The organism is Brevundimonas terrae (genome assembly GCF_011761985.1).
GTDB lineage: Bacteria > Pseudomonadota > Alphaproteobacteria > Caulobacterales > Caulobacteraceae > Brevundimonas > Brevundimonas terrae.
On record NZ_JAASQT010000001.1, the window covers coordinates 753456 to 769623 of the forward strand.

Below are 16168 nucleotides of genomic sequence, written 5' to 3' on the forward strand. Positions count from 1 at the left end.
GAAGGCCTCCGGTTCTGCCGGAGGCCTTTTTCATGTGTCTATGGCGGTAACGACCACGGTCTGTCCGGCCACTTCGGCCTCGTCATCGACCCGTTTGCCCATCAGGGCGCGGGCCAGAGGCGAGACATGGCTGATGGAACCCTTGGCGGGATCGGCCTCGTCTTCGCCCACAATCGCCCATGTCTGGGTGCGGCCATCCTCGCGCTCGATGGTGAAATTGCCGCCAAAGCGCACACGGCCATCGGCCTCTACCTCGACCAGTTGGGCCGTAGCGCGGCGCGCGATCCAGTAGCGCAGGTCACGTGTGGCGCGGGCCATGGCAGTACGGTCGCTCTCGACCGTGCCCGAGGTCTGGGCGGCATTATAGGCCGCGCGGGCCGCAGCTAGCTCGGCTTCGATCTGTTCCAGACCTTGCTTCGTCACCCAGTTGGGATGGGTCGAGACAGGGCGATCCACCAGATCGGCGGCGGTCGCTTCAAGGTCTTCTTCACGGGTAAAGGCTACGCTCATAAGAGCATCATAGGCGGTTTGGCCGTGTTCCGGTAGGAAGGGCGCATGAATACCCCCGCTGCCCCCTCCTCCCGCATACTGATTATCGGTGCCGGTCCTGCCGGACTGATGGCCGCCGAGCGCTTGGCCGTGGCCGGACACAGGGTCGAGGTGTGCGAGAAAATGCCATCGGTGGCGCGTAAATTTCTGATGGCGGGGCGTGGGGGTTTGAACCTGACGCATTCCGAGCCACGCCCGTCTTTTGACCGGCGCTATGGCGAGGCAGAGCCTGTTGTGGCCCGTTGGCTGGACGGGTTTGATGCGGCGGCCCTGACGGCTTGGGCCGACGGGCTGGACGCGCAGACCTTTAGCGGATCATCGGGCCGTATATTCCCCAAGGTGATGAAGGCCTCGCCCCTGTTGCGGGCTTGGCTGGCGAGGCTGGAAGGACTGGGTGTCGTCATCCACACCCGTCACAACTGGATCGGGCGCGACGGCGAGAACTGGCTGTTCGATACGCCCGAGGGTGCCAGAATCTTCAAGGCCGATGCCGTTATTCTGGCACTGGGCGGTGGCTCCTATGCCCGACTGGGATCGGATGGCGGCTGGGTACGGTGGATGGAGCAAAACGCCATTGCTGTTCGCCCGCTACAGGCCGCCAATGTCGGCTTCGGGGTGGCGTGGTCGGATATCCTGCGCGAGGGGTTTGCGGGCCATCCACTGAAGAATATCGTCATCTCGCACAAAGACCGTGCGGTGCGCGGCGAGGCGATGATTGCCGCCTATGGACTGGAAGGCGGCGCGATCTATGCCCTGTCGGCTGACCTGCGCGGCGCGATCAATACCGCTGGCCATACGGATATCCGCATTGATCTGCGGCCCGATCTGACGGTGCAGGAGTTGGAGCGCCGCCTGTCAAAACCGCGTGGCAAGAACAGCCTTAGCAACCATCTTCGCAAGGCGCTGCATCTGGATGCGGCCTCTGTGGCGCTGATGCGCGAGGCGGGGCCGCTGCCCGATAGCCCGCAAGCCTTGGCGGCGCATATCAAGGCGGTGCCGGTGCGGCTGGACAGTGTGCAAGGACTGGACAAGGCCATTTCCAGCGCGGGCGGCATTATGCTGGACCAGATCGATGGTCGCCTGATGCTGAAGGCCATGCCGGGCGTGTTTGTCTGTGGCGAAATGCTGGACTGGGAAGCCCCCACAGGCGGCTATCTGCTTCAGGCCTGTTTTGCCTCCGGCGTCCGCGCCGCCGAGGGTGTGGTGGATTATTTGCAACCCTAAGGCTCGACAGGGCCGTTAAAACACGCGCACCTTCGGAACAGGGTTCCAAGGGAGATGATTATGCTGCGTTCGGCTTTATTCGGTGCGGGCCTGATGGCCTTGATGGCGGCGACGCCCGCTCTTGCTCAAACCATTGATCCGGATCGTCTGAATAATCTGACCCGCGAACTGGCCTCCGACCATTTCGAGGGACGTGGGCCGGTGACGGTCGGCGAAGACCGCACCATTGAATGGCTGATCCAGCAATTCTCGTCTCTGGGACTGGAGCCGGGTGGCCCTGACGGTAGCTGGGTACAGGTGGCCGAGGTCAGCCGCACCATGCAGGACGGCCCTGCGACCCTCAGCGCCCGTCATGGCGACCATGCCCTGACCTTTAACCGCGCCAGCGACATCATTGTCGCCTCGGACCGTCCGGTGGACCGCATCAGCCTGCAGGATGTGCCGGTGGTGTTTGCCGGTTATGGCGTCTCGGCCCCCGAGCGCGGCTGGGACGATTTCAAAGACGTGGATGTGGCGGGCAAGATCATCCTTGTCATCGTCAATGATCCCGATTTCGGTGCGCCCGAAGGCCATCCGGTGGCCGACCGTTTCGATGGCCGCGCCATGACCTATTATGGCCGCTGGCCCTACAAGTTCCAGGAAGCGGCGGCGCAGGGCGCGGCGGGCGTGCTGGTCATCCACGACACGGCGGGCGCGGGCTATCCGTGGTCCACGCTGGAAGCGTCTTCGACCGCCCCTGACTTCGATATTGTCCGCGCCGATCCGATGAAGGAGCGCGTTGCGGCACAGGGCTGGATTTCTAATGATGCTGCGCAAAAGCTGATCGCTCTGGGCGGGCATGATCTGGCGGCGCTGCGCGAAGCGGCCCGCAGCGAGGACTTCCGCCCTGTCGAGCTGTCAGGCGTCGGTATGACCATCGAATTCGGCCAAAAGCACGACCGTGTTCAGACCCGCAATGTGCTGGCCCGCGTGACCGGTTCGGAGCGCCCCGACGAGGTGGTGATGTATGGTGCCCACTGGGATGCCTATGGCCGCGCCACCCCCAAGAATGGCGACGACATCTATAATGGCGCGGTCGATAATGCGACGGGCGTAGCGGCGGTTCTGGAACTGGCCCGCCTGTTTGCCGAAGGGCCAAAGCCGCGCCGCTCGGTCGGTTTTATCTCGTGGGCTGCCGAGGAAAACGGTCTGCTGGGGGCGGAATACTATGCCGCCAATCCGGTCTGGCCGCTGGAAACGACCGTGGCCAATATCAATATGGACAGCCTGTTGCCGGGGGCGGAAATCGACCCGACGGTGGTGGTGATCGGGCCTGACAAGTCCGATCTGGATGGCCGTCTCAAGGTCAAGGTCGAGCGTGACGGGCGCCGTCTGATCCCCGATCCGGCCCCGCAGGCGGGGGCCTTCTATCGCTCGGATCACTTCCCTCTGGCGCGTTCGGGCGTCCCTGCCCTGTTCGCGGCGGCGGGCTTTACCGGACATAATGCCGCCAGCCGCGACTATGTGGCCAACCGCTATCATCAGCCGACCGACGAGTGGACACCGGACTGGACGATGGAGGGGGCCGCCGCCGACGTACAGCTTCTCTTCGAGGTCGGGCGCGATCTGGCCAATAGCTCGGACTGGCCGCAATGGTCGGCGGGTGCCGAGTTCGAGGCCGTGCGTAAACAGAGCGACGACCGCCGTCGACCCTGAGGTGATGTGATCGGGTCGTGACCTTGGACGCCTCTCGGGGTAAGTCTGGGGTCATGACCCAGTCTGTCGAAATCCACGGCCTTTGCCCCGCCCCGTTCAGCGCAGTGAAGGATGCCTTTGCTGCCAATTTCACCGATGCGCCCGAAGGCCTCAACGAGATCGGTGCGCGGTTCTCGATCACGATCGAGGGCGAGACGGTGATCGACCTGTGGGGCGGCTCTGCCGATGTGGCGGGCCACAAGCCCTTTACCCAGACGACTTTGGTGCCGGTGTTTTCCAGCGGCAAGGCGGTCATGGCGCTGCTGATCGCCACCTGTGTGGAACGCGGTCTGCTGTCCTATGAGGAAAAGGTTGCGACCTATTGGCCGGACTTTGCCCAGAACGGCAAGGGCGAGCTGACGGTGGGCCAGTTGATGAGCCATCAGGCAGGTCTGCCGGGCTTTGACGAGCCGGTTGATCCGGCGATTTGGTATGATCCGCCCGCGGTATTGGCGCGGCTGGCGGCACAAAAGCCGATGTGGGCACCGGGGACGGCCTCTGGCTATCACCCGATCTCGATTGGCCTGATGGCGGGCGAGCTGTTCCGTATAGCCGATGGCCGCTCGATGGGCACGGCTCTGCGCGAAGAGTTCTGCGAGCCGTTTGGCCTTGATCTGTGGATCGGCACCCCTGCCAGCGAGCATGACCGCGCCGCCGAGATGAAACGCCCCAGCAGCCTGCCCAATCTCGGCAAGCTGGACGAACTGAAGATGGCGGCCTTTGTGAACAAGGGCGCGGCCCCTGGCGGCCGTGGCTCGGCCGAATGGCGCGAGGCGGAAATCCCGTCGGCCAATATGCATGCGGCGGGTGTCGATCTGGCGCGCATCTTGTCCATCATCGCCAATGAGGGCCGCTTTAACGGCCAGCATATCCTGTCGGTAGAGACCCTGTCGCAACTGTCGCGCGAGCGCATCCACGGACTGGATAAGATCGTGCCGTTCAACCTGTCATGGGCGGCGGGTCTGATGCGCAATGAGGGGCTGGATATTTTCGGCACCAATCCCGACGCCCTTGGCCATTGTGGCTGGGGCGGCTCGCTGGTCTGGGCAGACCCCAAGGCGCGCGTTTCGGGGGCCTATGTGATGAACCGCCAGTCGCCGCACCTGTTGGGCGACCCGCGGGCTGTCGCGCTGGTGAACGCGGTCTACGCCGCGCTCTAGACCTTAAGGGACAGCATAGGCCGACGGCGGCAAGGCGATCTGGTCATGCAGAATCTGCCAGCCGTCGGTCGAACGGCGCAACAGGCGCGTGAACAGGGCGCGGTGATGCTGGCCGTTGATGGTGAGGATCATCCGGCCCGAGGCAATGGCCGTATAGTCGTCCAGTTGCAGCGTCTCGAACCACTCATAGTTCATGGTGCCAAGACCGCCTGTTGTCGCCTGACGGGTGGTCAGCCAGTCGCGGACAGGCTCGGGCCCCTTGAACGGTTCGTCACCCAGCATGACCAGCAGGGGCTGGTCCTCGGTGTAAAAACCCATAATGGCGTCGACATCGCCGCCCGACCACGCGGCAGCAGCCGCATCCAGCGTGTCGCTGATCTGGTCAAAGATCACGGCTGTCGAGGGCGTCGGGTTCAGGCTGACCTGTTCGCGGGCCTCAAGCTGCGGGGCGTCGCGCGCGGTACGGATGATCTCGTCCTGCGCCGTGGCACAGGATGGAAGGCCCGTCAGAATGAGCAGAGACAGCGAGGCGGTGGCGAGGGAGCGCGAAATGTTCATCGCCCCCATCATGGCCGACCTGCGGTCCGCACTCAATCTTTGTGCCGCACTTAGTCCGGCTGGTTGTCGGGATTGCGCTCTTGCGGCGTGGTGACGAGGCCCGGCTCGAACTCGGTGATGGCGGCGGCCTTCTTGCGGGCGTTATGGACCGCACCGGCGGTAAAGATGGCCACAGCCGCCCAGATAAAGCCGAAGGAAATGCCGCGCAGCAGGCTCAAGGATTCGCCCTGAAGCATGCCGATCACAAACACCATGGTCGGCGCGATATATTGCAGGAAGCCCATGGTCGACAGCGGCATACGGCGCGCGGCCCACGAGAACAGCATCAGCGGAATGACCGTCAGCGGGCCGGAGAACAACAGCCACAGGCTGATGGGCCATGCCGTGCCGAAATGCCCCTGCCCCGACAATTGCAGCCAGATCACCCAGGCCAGAGCCGGAACCGACAGGATCAGGCACTCGACAAACAGGCCGGTCTGGGCGTCGGCAGACACACGTTTGCGGATAATGCCGTACAGCGAGAAGCTGCAGGCCAGTATCAGCGAAATCCACGGCGCATGCCCAAGGGCGATGGTCTGGATCACCACGCCGATGACCGCCAGACCGATAGCGACAAAACCGATGCGGGTGATCTTTTCGCGGAACAGCCAAGCGCCAGCCGCCATGTTCAGCAGCGGGTTCAGATAATAGCCCAGCGCGGCATCCAGCGTGCGGCCATTATTTACGGCAAGGATATAGGTCACCCAGTTAGTGGCGATGACCAGCGACGACAGGACAAGAAAGCCGAAGGTGCGCGGGTCTTTGAGAACCGCCATGACCTGACTGGACTGACGCGCCAGAATGACCAGACCGGCGGCCCACACCACACCCCACATCGAACGGTGCGCCAGTATCTCCCACGGGTTGGCCCCGTGCGCGCCCATCTGCTGGAAGGCCAGGGGGATAACCCCCCAGATCAGATAGCAGATGATGCCGGCGGTCAGGGCCTGTCGGGCTTCAGGATGGGCGGGAGAGGACGCGTTCACAGTTCACCGAGGGAGCGTTAAAGGCCCGATGCAGGCCGCAGGAAAAACGCCCCGAGGCGAGCACCTCGGGGCGTTTGGTTTTTTAGACAATCACAGTCCGCACACCGGACTTCGGTGTGATGGTTCCGGTTTCATCCAGCAACTGGGCGATCTGGACGGCGTTCAGGGCCGCACCCTTGCGCAGGTTGTCCGAGACAACCCAGAAGCTGAGGCCGTTCTCGACCGTCGGGTCCTTGCGGATACGCGAGACGAATACAGCGTGTTCACCGGCAGCATCGACGGGGGTGATGTAACCGTCGTGTTCCATCTTATCGACGACCAGAACGCCGGGGGCTTCGCGCAGGATTTCGCGGGCCTCGTCCGGTTCGATCGGGCGATCAAACTCGACGGTGACGGATTCCGAGTGACCGACAAACACCGGCACACGCACGCAGGTGACGGTCAGCTTGATGTTCGGATCAAGCATCTTGTGGGTCTCTTCCCACATCTTGGCTTCTTCGTCGGTATAGCCGTCGTCACGGAACGAGCCGATATACGGAATGACGTTGAAGGCGATCTGCTTGGGGAATTTCTTGGGCGTGGCATCGCCCAGACCATAGATGGCCTTGGTCTGGTTCCACAGTTCGTCCATGCCTTCCTTGCCCGCACCCGAAACCGACTGATAGGTCGAGACGACAGCGCGCTTGATCTTGGCGGCGTCGTGCAGGGGCTTGAGGGCTACGACCAGTTGCGCGGTCGAGCAGTTGGGGTTGGCGATGATGTTCTTCTTCTTGGCCTGCTTGACCGCGTCCGGATTCACTTCCGGCACGATCAGCGGCACGTCCTTGTCCTGACGGAAGGCCGAAGAGTTATCGATGACGATCGGGCCAAGCTTGCCGATCTTTTCCGACCATGCGCGCGAGACATCGCCGCCCGCCGACATCAGTACGATGTCTACGGTCGAGAAATCGAAGCGCTCGATGTCTTCGCAATAGATGGTCTTGTCGCCCCAGGCGACCTCCATCCCTTTCGATTTTCGTGAGGCAATCGCGTGCATTTTCTCGACGGGAAAGTTCAGTTCCTCGAGAATGGCCAGCATTTCCCGACCGACATTGCCGGTGGCGCCTACAATGGCGACGCGATAGCCCATGATAAAATCTACCTTTTGGGATGGTTGTTGAAATAGAGTTTCTGCATTTGGTGCTTTCGTGGGTGCAGTGCAACCAAAAACATCCAAGATCGGTGTTTTGGCTGTATGCGTCTTTGCAACCTGACGTCGGGCGGACTATCTCCAGAGCATGACCTCCCGCATTCGTAACGCCTATGATATCCGCCTTGAAGAAGGTGTGATCAATCCTGATCCGGCTCAGGTGGCCCTGATCTCGGAACTGGAACGTCTGGAACTGGATTTGGCCAAAAAGGGCCTGTTCGGTGCCCTGCCCGATGTGCGGGGTATCTATATCTGGGGGCCGCCGGGGCGCGGCAAGTCCATGCTGATGGACCTGTTCTATTCCTCGACGCCGGAACAGAAAAAGGTGCGTGCCCACTTCCACGCCTTTATGGCGCGCATCCACGATCTGGTGCGCCAGTGGCGCGAGGGCGACAAGGCCCAGCGCAAGGCCGTGTTCGGCCAGCACAAGGGCGATGACCCCATCCCGCCGGTGGCCGCGCTGATTGCCTCCGAGGCCCGCCTTTTGTGCTTTGACGAACTACAGGTCACCGACATTGCCGATGCGATGATCCTGGGGCGCCTGTTCGATGCCCTGTTCGAAAAGAAGGTGGTTCTGGCCATCACCTCGAACCGTGCGCCGGATGATCTCTATAAGAACGGCATCAACCGCCAACTCTTCCTGCCCTTCATCAAGACCTTGAAGGAAAGGACTGTGGTGGTGGAAACCGCCGGAGCCAAGGACTTCCGTCTGGATCGCCTGTCGGGCGAGAAGGTGTGGTTTGCCACGGATTCTGAAGGGGCCGCAGAGACGTTCGAACTGTTGTGGTCGGACCTGAAGGGCGGTGAACCCGAAGAGCCTACGCAGCTGACGGTGCTGGGCCGCGAGGTGGTTGTGAACCGCACTGTGGGCGGCATGGCGCGGGCGACATTCGATGAACTGTGCGTCAAACCCTTGGGACCGCAGGATTATCTGGCCATCGCCAAACGCTTCCACACCCTGTTCCTTGAAGGTGTACCCAAGCTGGGGCCGAACAAGCGTCAGGAAGCCCGCCGTCTGGTGACGCTGATTGACGCGCTCTATGAGGCCAAGACCCGTCTGGTGGTTCTGGCCGATGCCGAGCCGGAAGTGCTGTACACGGAAGGCGACGGTGCCTTCGAGTTCGAGCGCACCGTCTCGCGCCTCAACGAAATGCGCAGCCAGAGCTGGCTGGAGCAGGACCGCGACGAAGCCTGATCGACTAGCTAGTTACAAAAAGGGCCGCCCCAGAAACTGGAGCGGCCCTTTTCTTATCTTGAAGCCCATTCCCTCAAGCAGCGAGCGACCGCGTCGCGAGCGTTAGGGAACAGGCGTGGCCCGCTGGAAGCGGGCCTGCCTCTTAGGCCAGAGACGGATCAGCAACCTTACAGGCTTCGATCAGGCCGTTCACCGAAGCGACCGAGGTGGCCAGCATGGCCTTCTCTTCGTCATTGGTGGTGAACTCAATGATCTTCTCGACGCCGTTGGCACCGATCATGGCCGGAACGCCGACATACAGGTCGTTCAGGCCGTATTCGCCCGAGACGTAAACCGCCGACGGTAGGACGCGCTTTTGGTCCAGCAGGTACGAGCGGGCCATGGCAATGGCCGATTCAGCCGGAGCATAGAAGGCCGAGCCGGTCTTCAGCAGGGCCACGATCTCGCCGCCGCCCTTGCGGGTGCGCTCGACGATGGCGTCCAGATCGGCTTGGGTCAGCAGGCCAGCGGCAACAGCGTCCGGCAGCGGCAGGCCGCCGACGGTCGAGTGACGCACCATCGGCACCATGTCGTCGCCGTGACCGCCCAGGGTCCAGGCGTGGATGTCCTGGATCGAAACGCCGGTCTTTTCAGCGAGGAAGTAGGCGAAGCGTGCCGAGTCCAGAACGCCAGCCATGCCGACGACCTTTTCTTTCGGCAGGCCCGAGAATTTTTGCAGCGCCCAGACCATGGCGTCCAGCGGGTTGGTGATGCAGATCACAAACGCGTTCGGGGCGTATTGCTTGATGCCTTCACCAACGGCCTTCATGACCTTCAGGTTGATACCGATCAGGTCGTCGCGGCTCATGCCCGGCTTGCGCGGAACACCGGCGGTGACGATGCAGACGTCTGCGCCGGCGATGTCGGCATAGTCGTTCGCGCCCTTCAGGGCCACGTCTTGACCGAAGACAGCCGAAGCTTCGGCGATGTCCAGACCCTTACCTTGCGGGGTACCTTCAGCGATGTCGAACAGGACGACGTCACCCAGAGCTTCGCGAGCTGCGATGTGGGCGAGGGTGCCGCCGATCATACCGGCGCCGATAAGGGCGATCTTTGCACGAGCCATTTAAGGTCTCTCCAAGTCGATGTTGCGTGTGCGAAACACTATTCGATGGCGGGCGGTCTAGACCCGCGCGGGAGCGGGAGCAAGTCTTCCGCGTTTCGCCTTTGGTACGCGATTAAACGGTACGACCGTCTGTCAGGATGTCTGAATGGCCTCGAAAAACAATCTAACCGGCTATGAAAACAGAGCCTTAACAACAGCTTTGACATGGCGAACGCGACAGCAAAAGCGGCCCGGTGTTTGGGATCGCACCACGCGCGCCACGCAGGACCGGATCAACAACATCATTCCGGAACCGGTTCACAAGGTGGTGACGGCGGTGATGAAACAGATGACCCAAGCCATTGTCACGGGATCGGGCTGGATGACGGCACGTCCGCGTAGCGAGGGGACGCTGCAAGAGCGCGAACTGGCGGTTCGCAATCTGATGAAGACCTATCGCACAACCGCCAGTATCGAAGGCGGCGTTGCGGGTGCGGGCGGGTTTGTTCTGGCGGCGGTCGATCTTCCGGCGCTGATGGCCATCAAGATCAAGCTGCTGTTCGAGATTTGCGCCCTTTACGGCCATGACAGCCGTGATCCGGCCGAGCGGCTTTTTATCCTGCGCATATTCCACATGGCCTTTTCGAGCGCGCGCCAGAGGCCGCATGCCCTAGCGGCTCTTGAGGCCAGCTATCCCGATAAAGAGGGCGAGCCGGTTGAACTGGACTGGCGCCAGTTTCAACTGGAGTACCGCGACTATATCGATCTGGCCAAGCTGGCGCAGTTGCTGCCCGTGGTGGGGGCACCGGTCGGGGCGGTGGCCAATTGGCGGCTGACCACGCATGTAGCCAATACGGCCATTCAGGCCTATCGACTGCGCTGGTTCAACGAGGCTGACCCGTCATGATCCCTGCCGAAATGTTTAAAGCCGATCCCGCTTTTGAGGCCGCGTCGCTGCATGTGGCGGACTGGCCCCTGTGTCAGGTTCGCCTCCAGAATGATGCGCGTTTCTGCTGGCTTATTCTTTTGCCGCGCGTTGAGGGCGCGGTGGAGTTGTCCGATCTGAGCGCCGCACAGCGGGCGCAACTGATGGAAGAAGCCGTACAGGCCGCAAAACAGGTGGCCGAGATGGCCGAAGCCGAAGGCGCGCCGATTGATAAGGTCAATACAGCAGCCCTGGGCAATGTGACCCGCCAGCTTCATGTGCATGTGGTGGGGCGCCGACGTGATGATCCGCTGTGGCCCGATCCGGTCTGGGGCCGTCCGGGGGCAGTTTTTTGCGCGACCGAGGTTCTCGAGCGACGTTTGTCGATCATCGGAACGGCGTAAATTACCGCCTGACGCACTATATATCCCGACTATTAGTGCGGTTTCGTTGACATCGTGTGCTGCACAGCACAAAAGCCTTTGCAATAGTCGACCCTGAATTTCCACAGGTTTTTTGAGAATCATTCGCATGTCCAATCATCAGGCAGCGGGTGGAACCAACGGCGACCGGACCGGCCGCTACGTTCGCCACCCCAACGGGCACGTTACGCCCATGTCCCCTTTCACCTCGGTATGGCGCTGGCACATCACCATGGTGGCCTCCATCCTGTTCCGCGTAACGATTGGCGCGGCCACGGTGGGTGCTGCCCTGATGCTGGGCTGGATCGCTACGGCTTCGTCGGGCGCTGACGCCTATGCCAAACTGCTGGCATGCTCGGCCTCGCCGCTGGGCCTGTTTGTCTGGTTCGGCCTGACGGTCGTGCTGTTCTCCTTCCTGCTGAACGGTGCCCGCCACCTGATCAACGATATGGGCAAGGGTCTGGACCTCAAGACCGCCAACCTGATGGCCCGCATCGCTGTGTGGGGGCCGCTGGTTCTGGCCGTTCTGTTCTGGGTTGCCCTGTTCGCAACCGGAAAGGTTTCGCTGTGAGCGCTGCACCCAAGTTCAAAAACAATGTGAAGATCTCCGAGCGCCACGGTGCTGGCGAATGGAAGATCGAAAAACTGGCTCTGGCGGCTCTGATGCCGCTGTCGATCTGGGTGGCCTCGACGGGCCTGACCCTGGCCGGTGCCGATTTCGCAACGGTTGCCGCCTGGTTCGGTAACCCGCTGAACGCGGCCCTTTCGGCCATCACCGCTGTGGTGTTCTTCCTGTTCGCCTCGCTGGCGTGGAAGGTAATCATCGAGGACTACGTACCGGCTCCGTCGTCGCGTAAGACCCTGATCACCGTGTCGAACATCGCCTTTGTGCTGCTGGCTGCCGGCAGCGTCTTCTTTATCGTGCGCGCGGCTTCGCTGCCGATCGCAGGAGCTTAATCGACCATGGCTGCATACGACCTTATCGATCACGAATACGACGTCGTTGTCGTCGGCGCGGGTGGCTCCGGCCTTCGCGCGGCACTCGGCGCCGCCCAGCAGGGCCTGAAGGTTGCCTGCGTCACCAAGGTCTTCCCGACCCGCTCGCATACCGTGGCTGCCCAAGGTGGCATCTCGGCTTCGCTGGGCAATATGGGCGAAGACAGCTGGCAATGGCACATGTACGACACCGTCAAGGGGTCGGACTGGCTGGGTGACCAGGACGCTATCGAATATCTGGTCCGTAACGCGCCCAAGGCCGTTTACGAGCTGGAACACTGGGGCGTGCCGTTCTCGCGTACCGAAGAAGGCAAGATCTACCAGCGCGCCTTCGGCGGTATGACCCGCAATTTCGGTGAAGGTCCGGTGCAGCGCACCTGCGCCGCCGCCGACCGCACCGGCCACGCCATCCTGCACACCCTGTACGGCCAGTCGGTCCGTCGCGAGGTCGAGTTCTTCGTCGAGTACTTCGCGCTGGACCTGATCATGCAAGACGGTGCCTGCACCGGCGTGACGGCTCTGCAGCTCGACAACGGCAAGATGCACCAGTTCCGCGCCAAGATGGTCGTTCTGGCCACCGGCGGTTACGGACGTGCCTACTTCTCGGCCACCTCGGCCCACACCTGCACCGGCGACGGCAATGCCATGGTGCTGCGTGCCGGCCTGCCGCTGCAGGACATGGAGTTCGTGCAGTTCCACCCGACCGGCATCTATGGCGCTGGCTGCCTGATCACCGAGGGTGCCCGCGGTGAAGGTGGCTACCTGACCAACTCGGAAGGCGAGCGCTTCATGGAGCGCTATGCGCCGACCGTGAAGGATCTGGCTCCGCGTGACATGGTCTCGCGCTCGATGACCATCGAAATCCGCGAAGGTCGCGGTGTTGGCCCGAACAAGGACCACATCCACCTGCACCTCGATCACCTTGATCCGGCCATCCTACACGCCCGTCTGCCGGGCATCTCGGAAAGCGCCAAGATCTTTGCCGGTGTTGACGTGACCAAGGAGCCGATCCCGGTTCTGCCGACCGTCCACTACAATATGGGTGGCATCCCGACCAACTATCACGGCGAAGTGCTGACCCTGCGCGACGGCAATCCCGACAGCGTGGTTCCGGGCCTGATGGCAGTGGGCGAAGCGGCTTGCGTTTCGGTTCACGGTGCCAACCGTCTGGGCTCCAACTCGCTGACCGATCTGGTTGTGTTCGGTCGTGCTGTCGGCCTGCGTTGCGGCGAAGTCGTCGACAAGGCCGCTGCCGTTCAGGACGCGCCCAAGTCGCAGATCGACGCCCACATGGCCCGCTTCGACCGCTTCCGTTATGCGTCGGGTTCGACCCCGACCTCGGAACTGCGTCTGTCGATGCAACGTGCGATGCAATCGGACGCCGCTGTGTTCCGTACCGGCAAGACGCTGGAAGAAGGCGTTCAGAAACTGCGCGCCATCGACGCGGCCGGTTCCGACATCAAGACCACGGACCGTGGCCTGATCTGGAACACCGACCTGATCGAAACCCTCGAATATGACAACCTGATCGCTCAGGCCATGGTCACCATCGAAGGTGCAGCCAACCGTACGGAATCGCGCGGCGCCCACGCCCGCGAGGACTTCCCGGATCGTGACGACGAAAACTGGATGAAGCACACCCTGGCGTGGAAGCGTCCGGGCGAAGGCGTCCAGATGGATTACCGTCCGGTTCACAAATACACCATGTCGGACGAGGTCTCGTATATCGAGCCCAAGGCCCGCGTTTACTAAGGAGGATTGGCAAAATGGTTCAACTCAACCTCCCGCGCGGCTCCAAGCCGAACACCGGCAAGGTCCACAAGGCTCCGGCTGGCGCCAAGAACGTCAAGTCGTACAAGGTCTATCGTTACGATCCGGAAACGGACGCCGATCCGAGCTGGGACACTTTCGAAGTGTCCTCGGACGATCACGGCCCGATGCTTCTGGACGCCCTGATCCACATCAAGAACACGATCGACCCGACCCTGTCGTTCCGTCGTTCGTGCCGTGAAGGCATCTGTGGTTCGTGCTCGATGAATATCGACGGCTCGAACACGCTGGCCTGCACCAAGGGCTGGGACGAGTGCAAGTCGCACAACATCACCATTGCCCCCCTGCCCCACCAGCCGGTGGTCAAGGATCTGGTGACCGACCTGTCGCTGTTCTACGCCCAGTACGACTCGATCCAGCCGTATCTGCAGTCCGACATTCCGGATCCGGAAAAAGAACGTCTGCAAACGCCGGAAGAGCGCGAAAAGCTCGACGGTCTGTACGAGTGCATCCTGTGCGCCTGCTGCTCGACCTCGTGCCCGAGCTACTGGTGGAACCAGGAAGAATACATCGGTCCGGCGGCTCTGCTGCAATCGTACCGCTGGATTTCGGACAGCCGCGACGATGCGACCCAAAAGCGCCTCGACGATCTTGAAGATCCCTTCAAGCTCTATCGCTGCCACACCATCATGAACTGCGCCCAGGTGTGCCCGAAGGGTCTGAACCCTGCCAAGGCTATCGCCGAGACGAAGAAACTGATGGTCGCTCCGTCGCGCAAAAAGGAAAAAGCGTCCGCGTAAGCGGGCGCTAAGCCTTCCGCGTGGCGAAGATCAAATATATCGAGTTCGACGGCCGCGAGCATGAGATCGAGGTCAAGAACGGCCTCTCTGTCATGGAAGGCGCGGTACGTCACAACGTCCCGGGCATCGATGCGGACTGTGGCGGGGCGTGCGCCTGTGCCACCTGTCACGTCTATGTCGACGAGGACTTTCTGGATGTGACGGGCCGTCCGTCGGCGATGGAAGAGTCCATGCTCGACTTCGCCGAAAACGTGCAGCCCAACAGCCGGCTCTCGTGCCAGATACGGGTCAGCGATGATCTGGATGGCCTGATTGTCCGTTTGCCGGAAAACCAGCACTAAGATGATTGATCCCCGACTGCTGCAAGTGGTCGGGGATTTTCTTTACCCGTATCTGGAAAATGATCGTCCCGCCCTGATCGGCCCACCCCTGATCGGCATTGCCGGATCACAAGGCTCTGGCAAGAGCACCTTGGCGGCGCATCTGGCGAAGACCTTGGGCGGGGTCAGCCTGTCTCTGGATGACGTTTACCGGACCAAGGCGGAGCGTCAGGCACTGGGACGCACCCTGCACCCACTGTTCGAGACGCGTGGGCCGCCCCTGACCCATGATCTGGGCCTGCTGGATCAGGTCTTGCGAGACCTGCAACAGGCGACGCCCGACAGTCGCACGCCCCTGCCCGCGTTCGACAAGCTGGCGGATGACAGGTGCCCTCAAAACGAGTGGCCGGTCTTTGTCGGCAGGCCGAAGATCATCATTCTGGAGGGCTGGTGTCTGGGCGCAGAGCCGGAACCGGATGAACGCCTGTGTGCGCCTATAAACGATATGGAAGCCAAGCTTGATCCGGACGCTGTGTGGCGACGGGCGATCAACGGGGCACTGGCGGCGGGCTATGCCGATTTGCGCGCAAGGTTGGACGGCCTGATCTATCTGCGGGCACCAAGCTTCGAGCGGGTGCTGGACTGGCGCTGCCAGCAGGAGGCAGGGCTTATGGGGGTGGCCGGGGTTGATGAAGACAGGCGCAGCGCCCTCAAAGACTTCATCGCCCGTTTCGAGCGCCTGACCCGCTGGATGATGCAGGGCGGCATTGTTGCGGATCTGGAAATCCGTCTGGACGATGCACGACGGCTCATTGTCTCGCCACAGGAAGCCCCTATTTCAGAGGGGTGATACGGCCCTGTGGTTCGGGCCTGTTTTAGAGTTTGGTTCTGTGTTCGCTTTGTTCAAACGGAGTGCCGTTACGGCCTCCGCAATGGAAACCCTGAATACACCCGCGGCCCTGTGTGCAGGGCGCATGGAATATCCGTGTGTGATCCGTCAGGCCTCGAAAGAGCGGATGTTCGTATCTATCAACCGCGCCGCCAATATTTCAGGTGCGGTGATCGTGGTGGACCATGCGCGTGGGCTGGCGTTCGATGGTCGCATCAGCACGATCAGGGGTCAGGACGTGACGCTGGATATTACCGCCAGCCACAAGCTGGGCGGCCTTGTACCCGCGCGCCTTGGCCGCGCGCGGGACATCTGGAAACGCGCTTAG

The 16168-nt window shown here is 62.0% G+C and carries 18 protein-coding genes; 13 read left to right on the forward strand and 5 right to left on the reverse strand.

Annotation, left to right across the window (positions count from 1 at the left end; all coding sequences use genetic code 11):
* Positions 1-30: 30 nt before the first annotated feature.
* Positions 31-510, reverse strand: a complete 480-nt coding sequence (gene greA, locus FHS64_RS03635) for a transcription elongation factor GreA (RefSeq protein WP_167175787.1) — start codon at positions 508-510, stop codon at positions 31-33.
* Between the two features lie 45 nt (positions 511-555).
* Between greA and FHS64_RS03640 the strand changes: the two genes are divergently transcribed.
* Genes FHS64_RS03640 through FHS64_RS03650 form a run of 3 tightly spaced genes read left to right on the forward strand, consistent with a single transcriptional unit; the run spans position 556 to position 4667 of the window.
* Entirely contained in the window at positions 556-1773 is a 1218-nt protein-coding gene (locus FHS64_RS03640; RefSeq protein ID WP_167175790.1) for a TIGR03862 family flavoprotein, read from the forward strand.
* A 60-nt stretch (positions 1774-1833) separates the two neighbouring features.
* Complete coding sequence (locus tag FHS64_RS03645; protein ID WP_243862705.1) at positions 1834-3468, forward strand: M20/M25/M40 family metallo-hydrolase; 1635 nt, start codon at positions 1834-1836, stop codon at positions 3466-3468.
* Positions 3469-3521: 53 nt separating this feature from the next.
* Entirely contained in the window at positions 3522-4667 is a 1146-nt protein-coding gene (locus tag FHS64_RS03650) for a serine hydrolase domain-containing protein (RefSeq protein ID WP_167175796.1), read from the forward strand.
* 3 nt (positions 4668-4670) lie between these two features.
* Here FHS64_RS03650 and FHS64_RS03655 read toward each other — a convergent pair whose 3' ends face one another.
* The 3 genes from FHS64_RS03655 to FHS64_RS03665 form a co-directional block, all read right to left on the reverse strand.
* On the reverse strand, positions 4671-5225 hold the full coding sequence (locus FHS64_RS03655; protein ID WP_167175799.1) for a YybH family protein: 555 nt from the start codon (positions 5223-5225) through the stop codon (positions 4671-4673).
* Positions 5226-5275: 50 nt separating this feature from the next.
* On the reverse strand, positions 5276-6250 hold the full coding sequence (rarD, locus tag FHS64_RS03660) for an EamA family transporter RarD (RefSeq protein ID WP_167175802.1): 975 nt from the start codon (positions 6248-6250) through the stop codon (positions 5276-5278).
* An 82-nt stretch (positions 6251-6332) separates the two neighbouring features.
* The gene (locus FHS64_RS03665; protein ID WP_167175817.1) at positions 6333-7379 is read right to left on the reverse strand and encodes an aspartate-semialdehyde dehydrogenase; all 1047 of its coding nucleotides are present in this window, start codon (positions 7377-7379) and stop codon (positions 6333-6335) included.
* Between the two features lie 148 nt (positions 7380-7527).
* Here FHS64_RS03665 and zapE point away from each other — a divergent pair, with 148 nt between their 5' ends.
* Positions 7528-8634 (forward strand): cell division protein ZapE, encoded by a 1107-nt coding sequence (gene zapE, locus FHS64_RS03670; RefSeq protein WP_167175820.1) that lies wholly within the window; start codon positions 7528-7530, stop codon positions 8632-8634.
* A 142-nt stretch (positions 8635-8776) separates the two neighbouring features.
* Here the strand turns inward: zapE and mdh are convergent, their stop codons facing one another.
* Positions 8777-9739 (reverse strand): malate dehydrogenase, encoded by a 963-nt coding sequence (gene mdh / locus FHS64_RS03675; protein WP_167175823.1) that lies wholly within the window; start codon positions 9737-9739, stop codon positions 8777-8779.
* Positions 9740-9884: 145 nt separating this feature from the next.
* Between mdh and FHS64_RS03680 the strand changes: the two genes are divergently transcribed.
* The 9 genes from FHS64_RS03680 to FHS64_RS03720 all read left to right on the forward strand — a co-directional run bounded on the left by FHS64_RS03680 (position 9885) and on the right by FHS64_RS03720 (position 16168).
* Positions 9885-10625 carry an EcsC family protein gene (locus tag FHS64_RS03680; protein ID WP_167175826.1) on the forward strand — a complete coding sequence of 247 codons (741 nt, stop codon included), beginning with the start codon at positions 9885-9887 and terminating at the stop codon, positions 10623-10625.
* Positions 10622-11047 carry an HIT domain-containing protein gene (locus FHS64_RS03685; RefSeq protein WP_243862707.1) on the forward strand — a complete coding sequence of 142 codons (426 nt, stop codon included), beginning with the start codon at positions 10622-10624 and terminating at the stop codon, positions 11045-11047. Before FHS64_RS03680 ends, FHS64_RS03685 begins: the two co-directional genes overlap by 4 nt.
* Positions 11048-11258: 211 nt before the next feature.
* Complete coding sequence (gene sdhC / locus FHS64_RS03690) at positions 11259-11636, forward strand: succinate dehydrogenase, cytochrome b556 subunit (RefSeq protein WP_167175829.1); 378 nt, start codon at positions 11259-11261, stop codon at positions 11634-11636.
* Positions 11633-12022: a succinate dehydrogenase, hydrophobic membrane anchor protein gene (sdhD, locus tag FHS64_RS03695; protein WP_167175831.1), complete on the forward strand. Its 390-nt coding sequence runs from the start codon at positions 11633-11635 to the stop codon at positions 12020-12022. Before sdhC ends, sdhD begins: the two co-directional genes overlap by 4 nt.
* 6 nt (positions 12023-12028) lie before the next feature.
* Positions 12029-13813, forward strand: a complete 1785-nt coding sequence (sdhA, locus tag FHS64_RS03700; protein ID WP_167175835.1) for a succinate dehydrogenase flavoprotein subunit — start codon at positions 12029-12031, stop codon at positions 13811-13813.
* A gap of 14 nt (positions 13814-13827) precedes the next feature.
* The gene (locus FHS64_RS03705) at positions 13828-14631 is read left to right on the forward strand and encodes a succinate dehydrogenase iron-sulfur subunit (protein WP_167175838.1); all 804 of its coding nucleotides are present in this window, start codon (positions 13828-13830) and stop codon (positions 14629-14631) included.
* Positions 14632-14651: 20 nt separating this feature from the next.
* Positions 14652-14972 carry a 2Fe-2S iron-sulfur cluster-binding protein gene (locus FHS64_RS03710; protein WP_167175841.1) on the forward strand — a complete coding sequence of 107 codons (321 nt, stop codon included), beginning with the start codon at positions 14652-14654 and terminating at the stop codon, positions 14970-14972.
* Between the two features lies 1 nt (position 14973).
* Complete coding sequence (locus FHS64_RS03715; protein WP_167175844.1) at positions 14974-15801, forward strand: kinase; 828 nt, start codon at positions 14974-14976, stop codon at positions 15799-15801.
* Between the two features lie 82 nt (positions 15802-15883).
* A complete protein-coding gene (locus FHS64_RS03720) occupies positions 15884-16168 on the forward strand; it encodes a hypothetical protein (protein WP_167175847.1) in 285 nt (94 codons plus the stop codon).

Bases quoted from the DNA above. Each gene is read 5' to 3' on its own strand.
- greA (WP_167175787.1), bottom strand. From the start codon at position 510: ATGAGCGTAGCCTTTACCCGTGAAGAAGACCTTGAAGCGACCGCCGCC.
- FHS64_RS03640 (WP_167175790.1), top strand. From the start codon at position 556: ATGAATACCCCCGCTGCCCCCTCCTCCCGCATACTGATTATCGGTGCC.
- FHS64_RS03645 (WP_243862705.1), top strand. From the start codon at position 1,834: ATGCTGCGTTCGGCTTTATTCGGTGCGGGCCTGATGGCCTTGATGGCG.
- FHS64_RS03650 (WP_167175796.1), top strand. From the start codon at position 3,522: ATGACCCAGTCTGTCGAAATCCACGGCCTTTGCCCCGCCCCGTTCAGC.
- FHS64_RS03655 (WP_167175799.1), bottom strand. From the start codon at position 5,225: ATGAACATTTCGCGCTCCCTCGCCACCGCCTCGCTGTCTCTGCTCATT.
- FHS64_RS03665 (WP_167175817.1), bottom strand. From the start codon at position 7,379: ATGGGCTATCGCGTCGCCATTGTAGGCGCCACCGGCAATGTCGGTCGG.
- zapE (WP_167175820.1), top strand. From the start codon at position 7,528: ATGACCTCCCGCATTCGTAACGCCTATGATATCCGCCTTGAAGAAGGT.
- mdh (WP_167175823.1), bottom strand. From the start codon at position 9,739: ATGGCTCGTGCAAAGATCGCCCTTATCGGCGCCGGTATGATCGGCGGC.
- FHS64_RS03680 (WP_167175826.1), top strand. From the start codon at position 9,885: ATGGCCTCGAAAAACAATCTAACCGGCTATGAAAACAGAGCCTTAACA.
- FHS64_RS03685 (WP_243862707.1), top strand. From the start codon at position 10,622: ATGATCCCTGCCGAAATGTTTAAAGCCGATCCCGCTTTTGAGGCCGCG.
- sdhC (WP_167175829.1), top strand. From the start codon at position 11,259: ATGTCCCCTTTCACCTCGGTATGGCGCTGGCACATCACCATGGTGGCC.
- sdhA (WP_167175835.1), top strand. From the start codon at position 12,029: ATGGCTGCATACGACCTTATCGATCACGAATACGACGTCGTTGTCGTC.
- FHS64_RS03705 (WP_167175838.1), top strand. From the start codon at position 13,828: ATGGTTCAACTCAACCTCCCGCGCGGCTCCAAGCCGAACACCGGCAAG.
- FHS64_RS03715 (WP_167175844.1), top strand. From the start codon at position 14,974: ATGATTGATCCCCGACTGCTGCAAGTGGTCGGGGATTTTCTTTACCCG.
- FHS64_RS03720 (WP_167175847.1), top strand. From the start codon at position 15,884: ATGGAAACCCTGAATACACCCGCGGCCCTGTGTGCAGGGCGCATGGAA.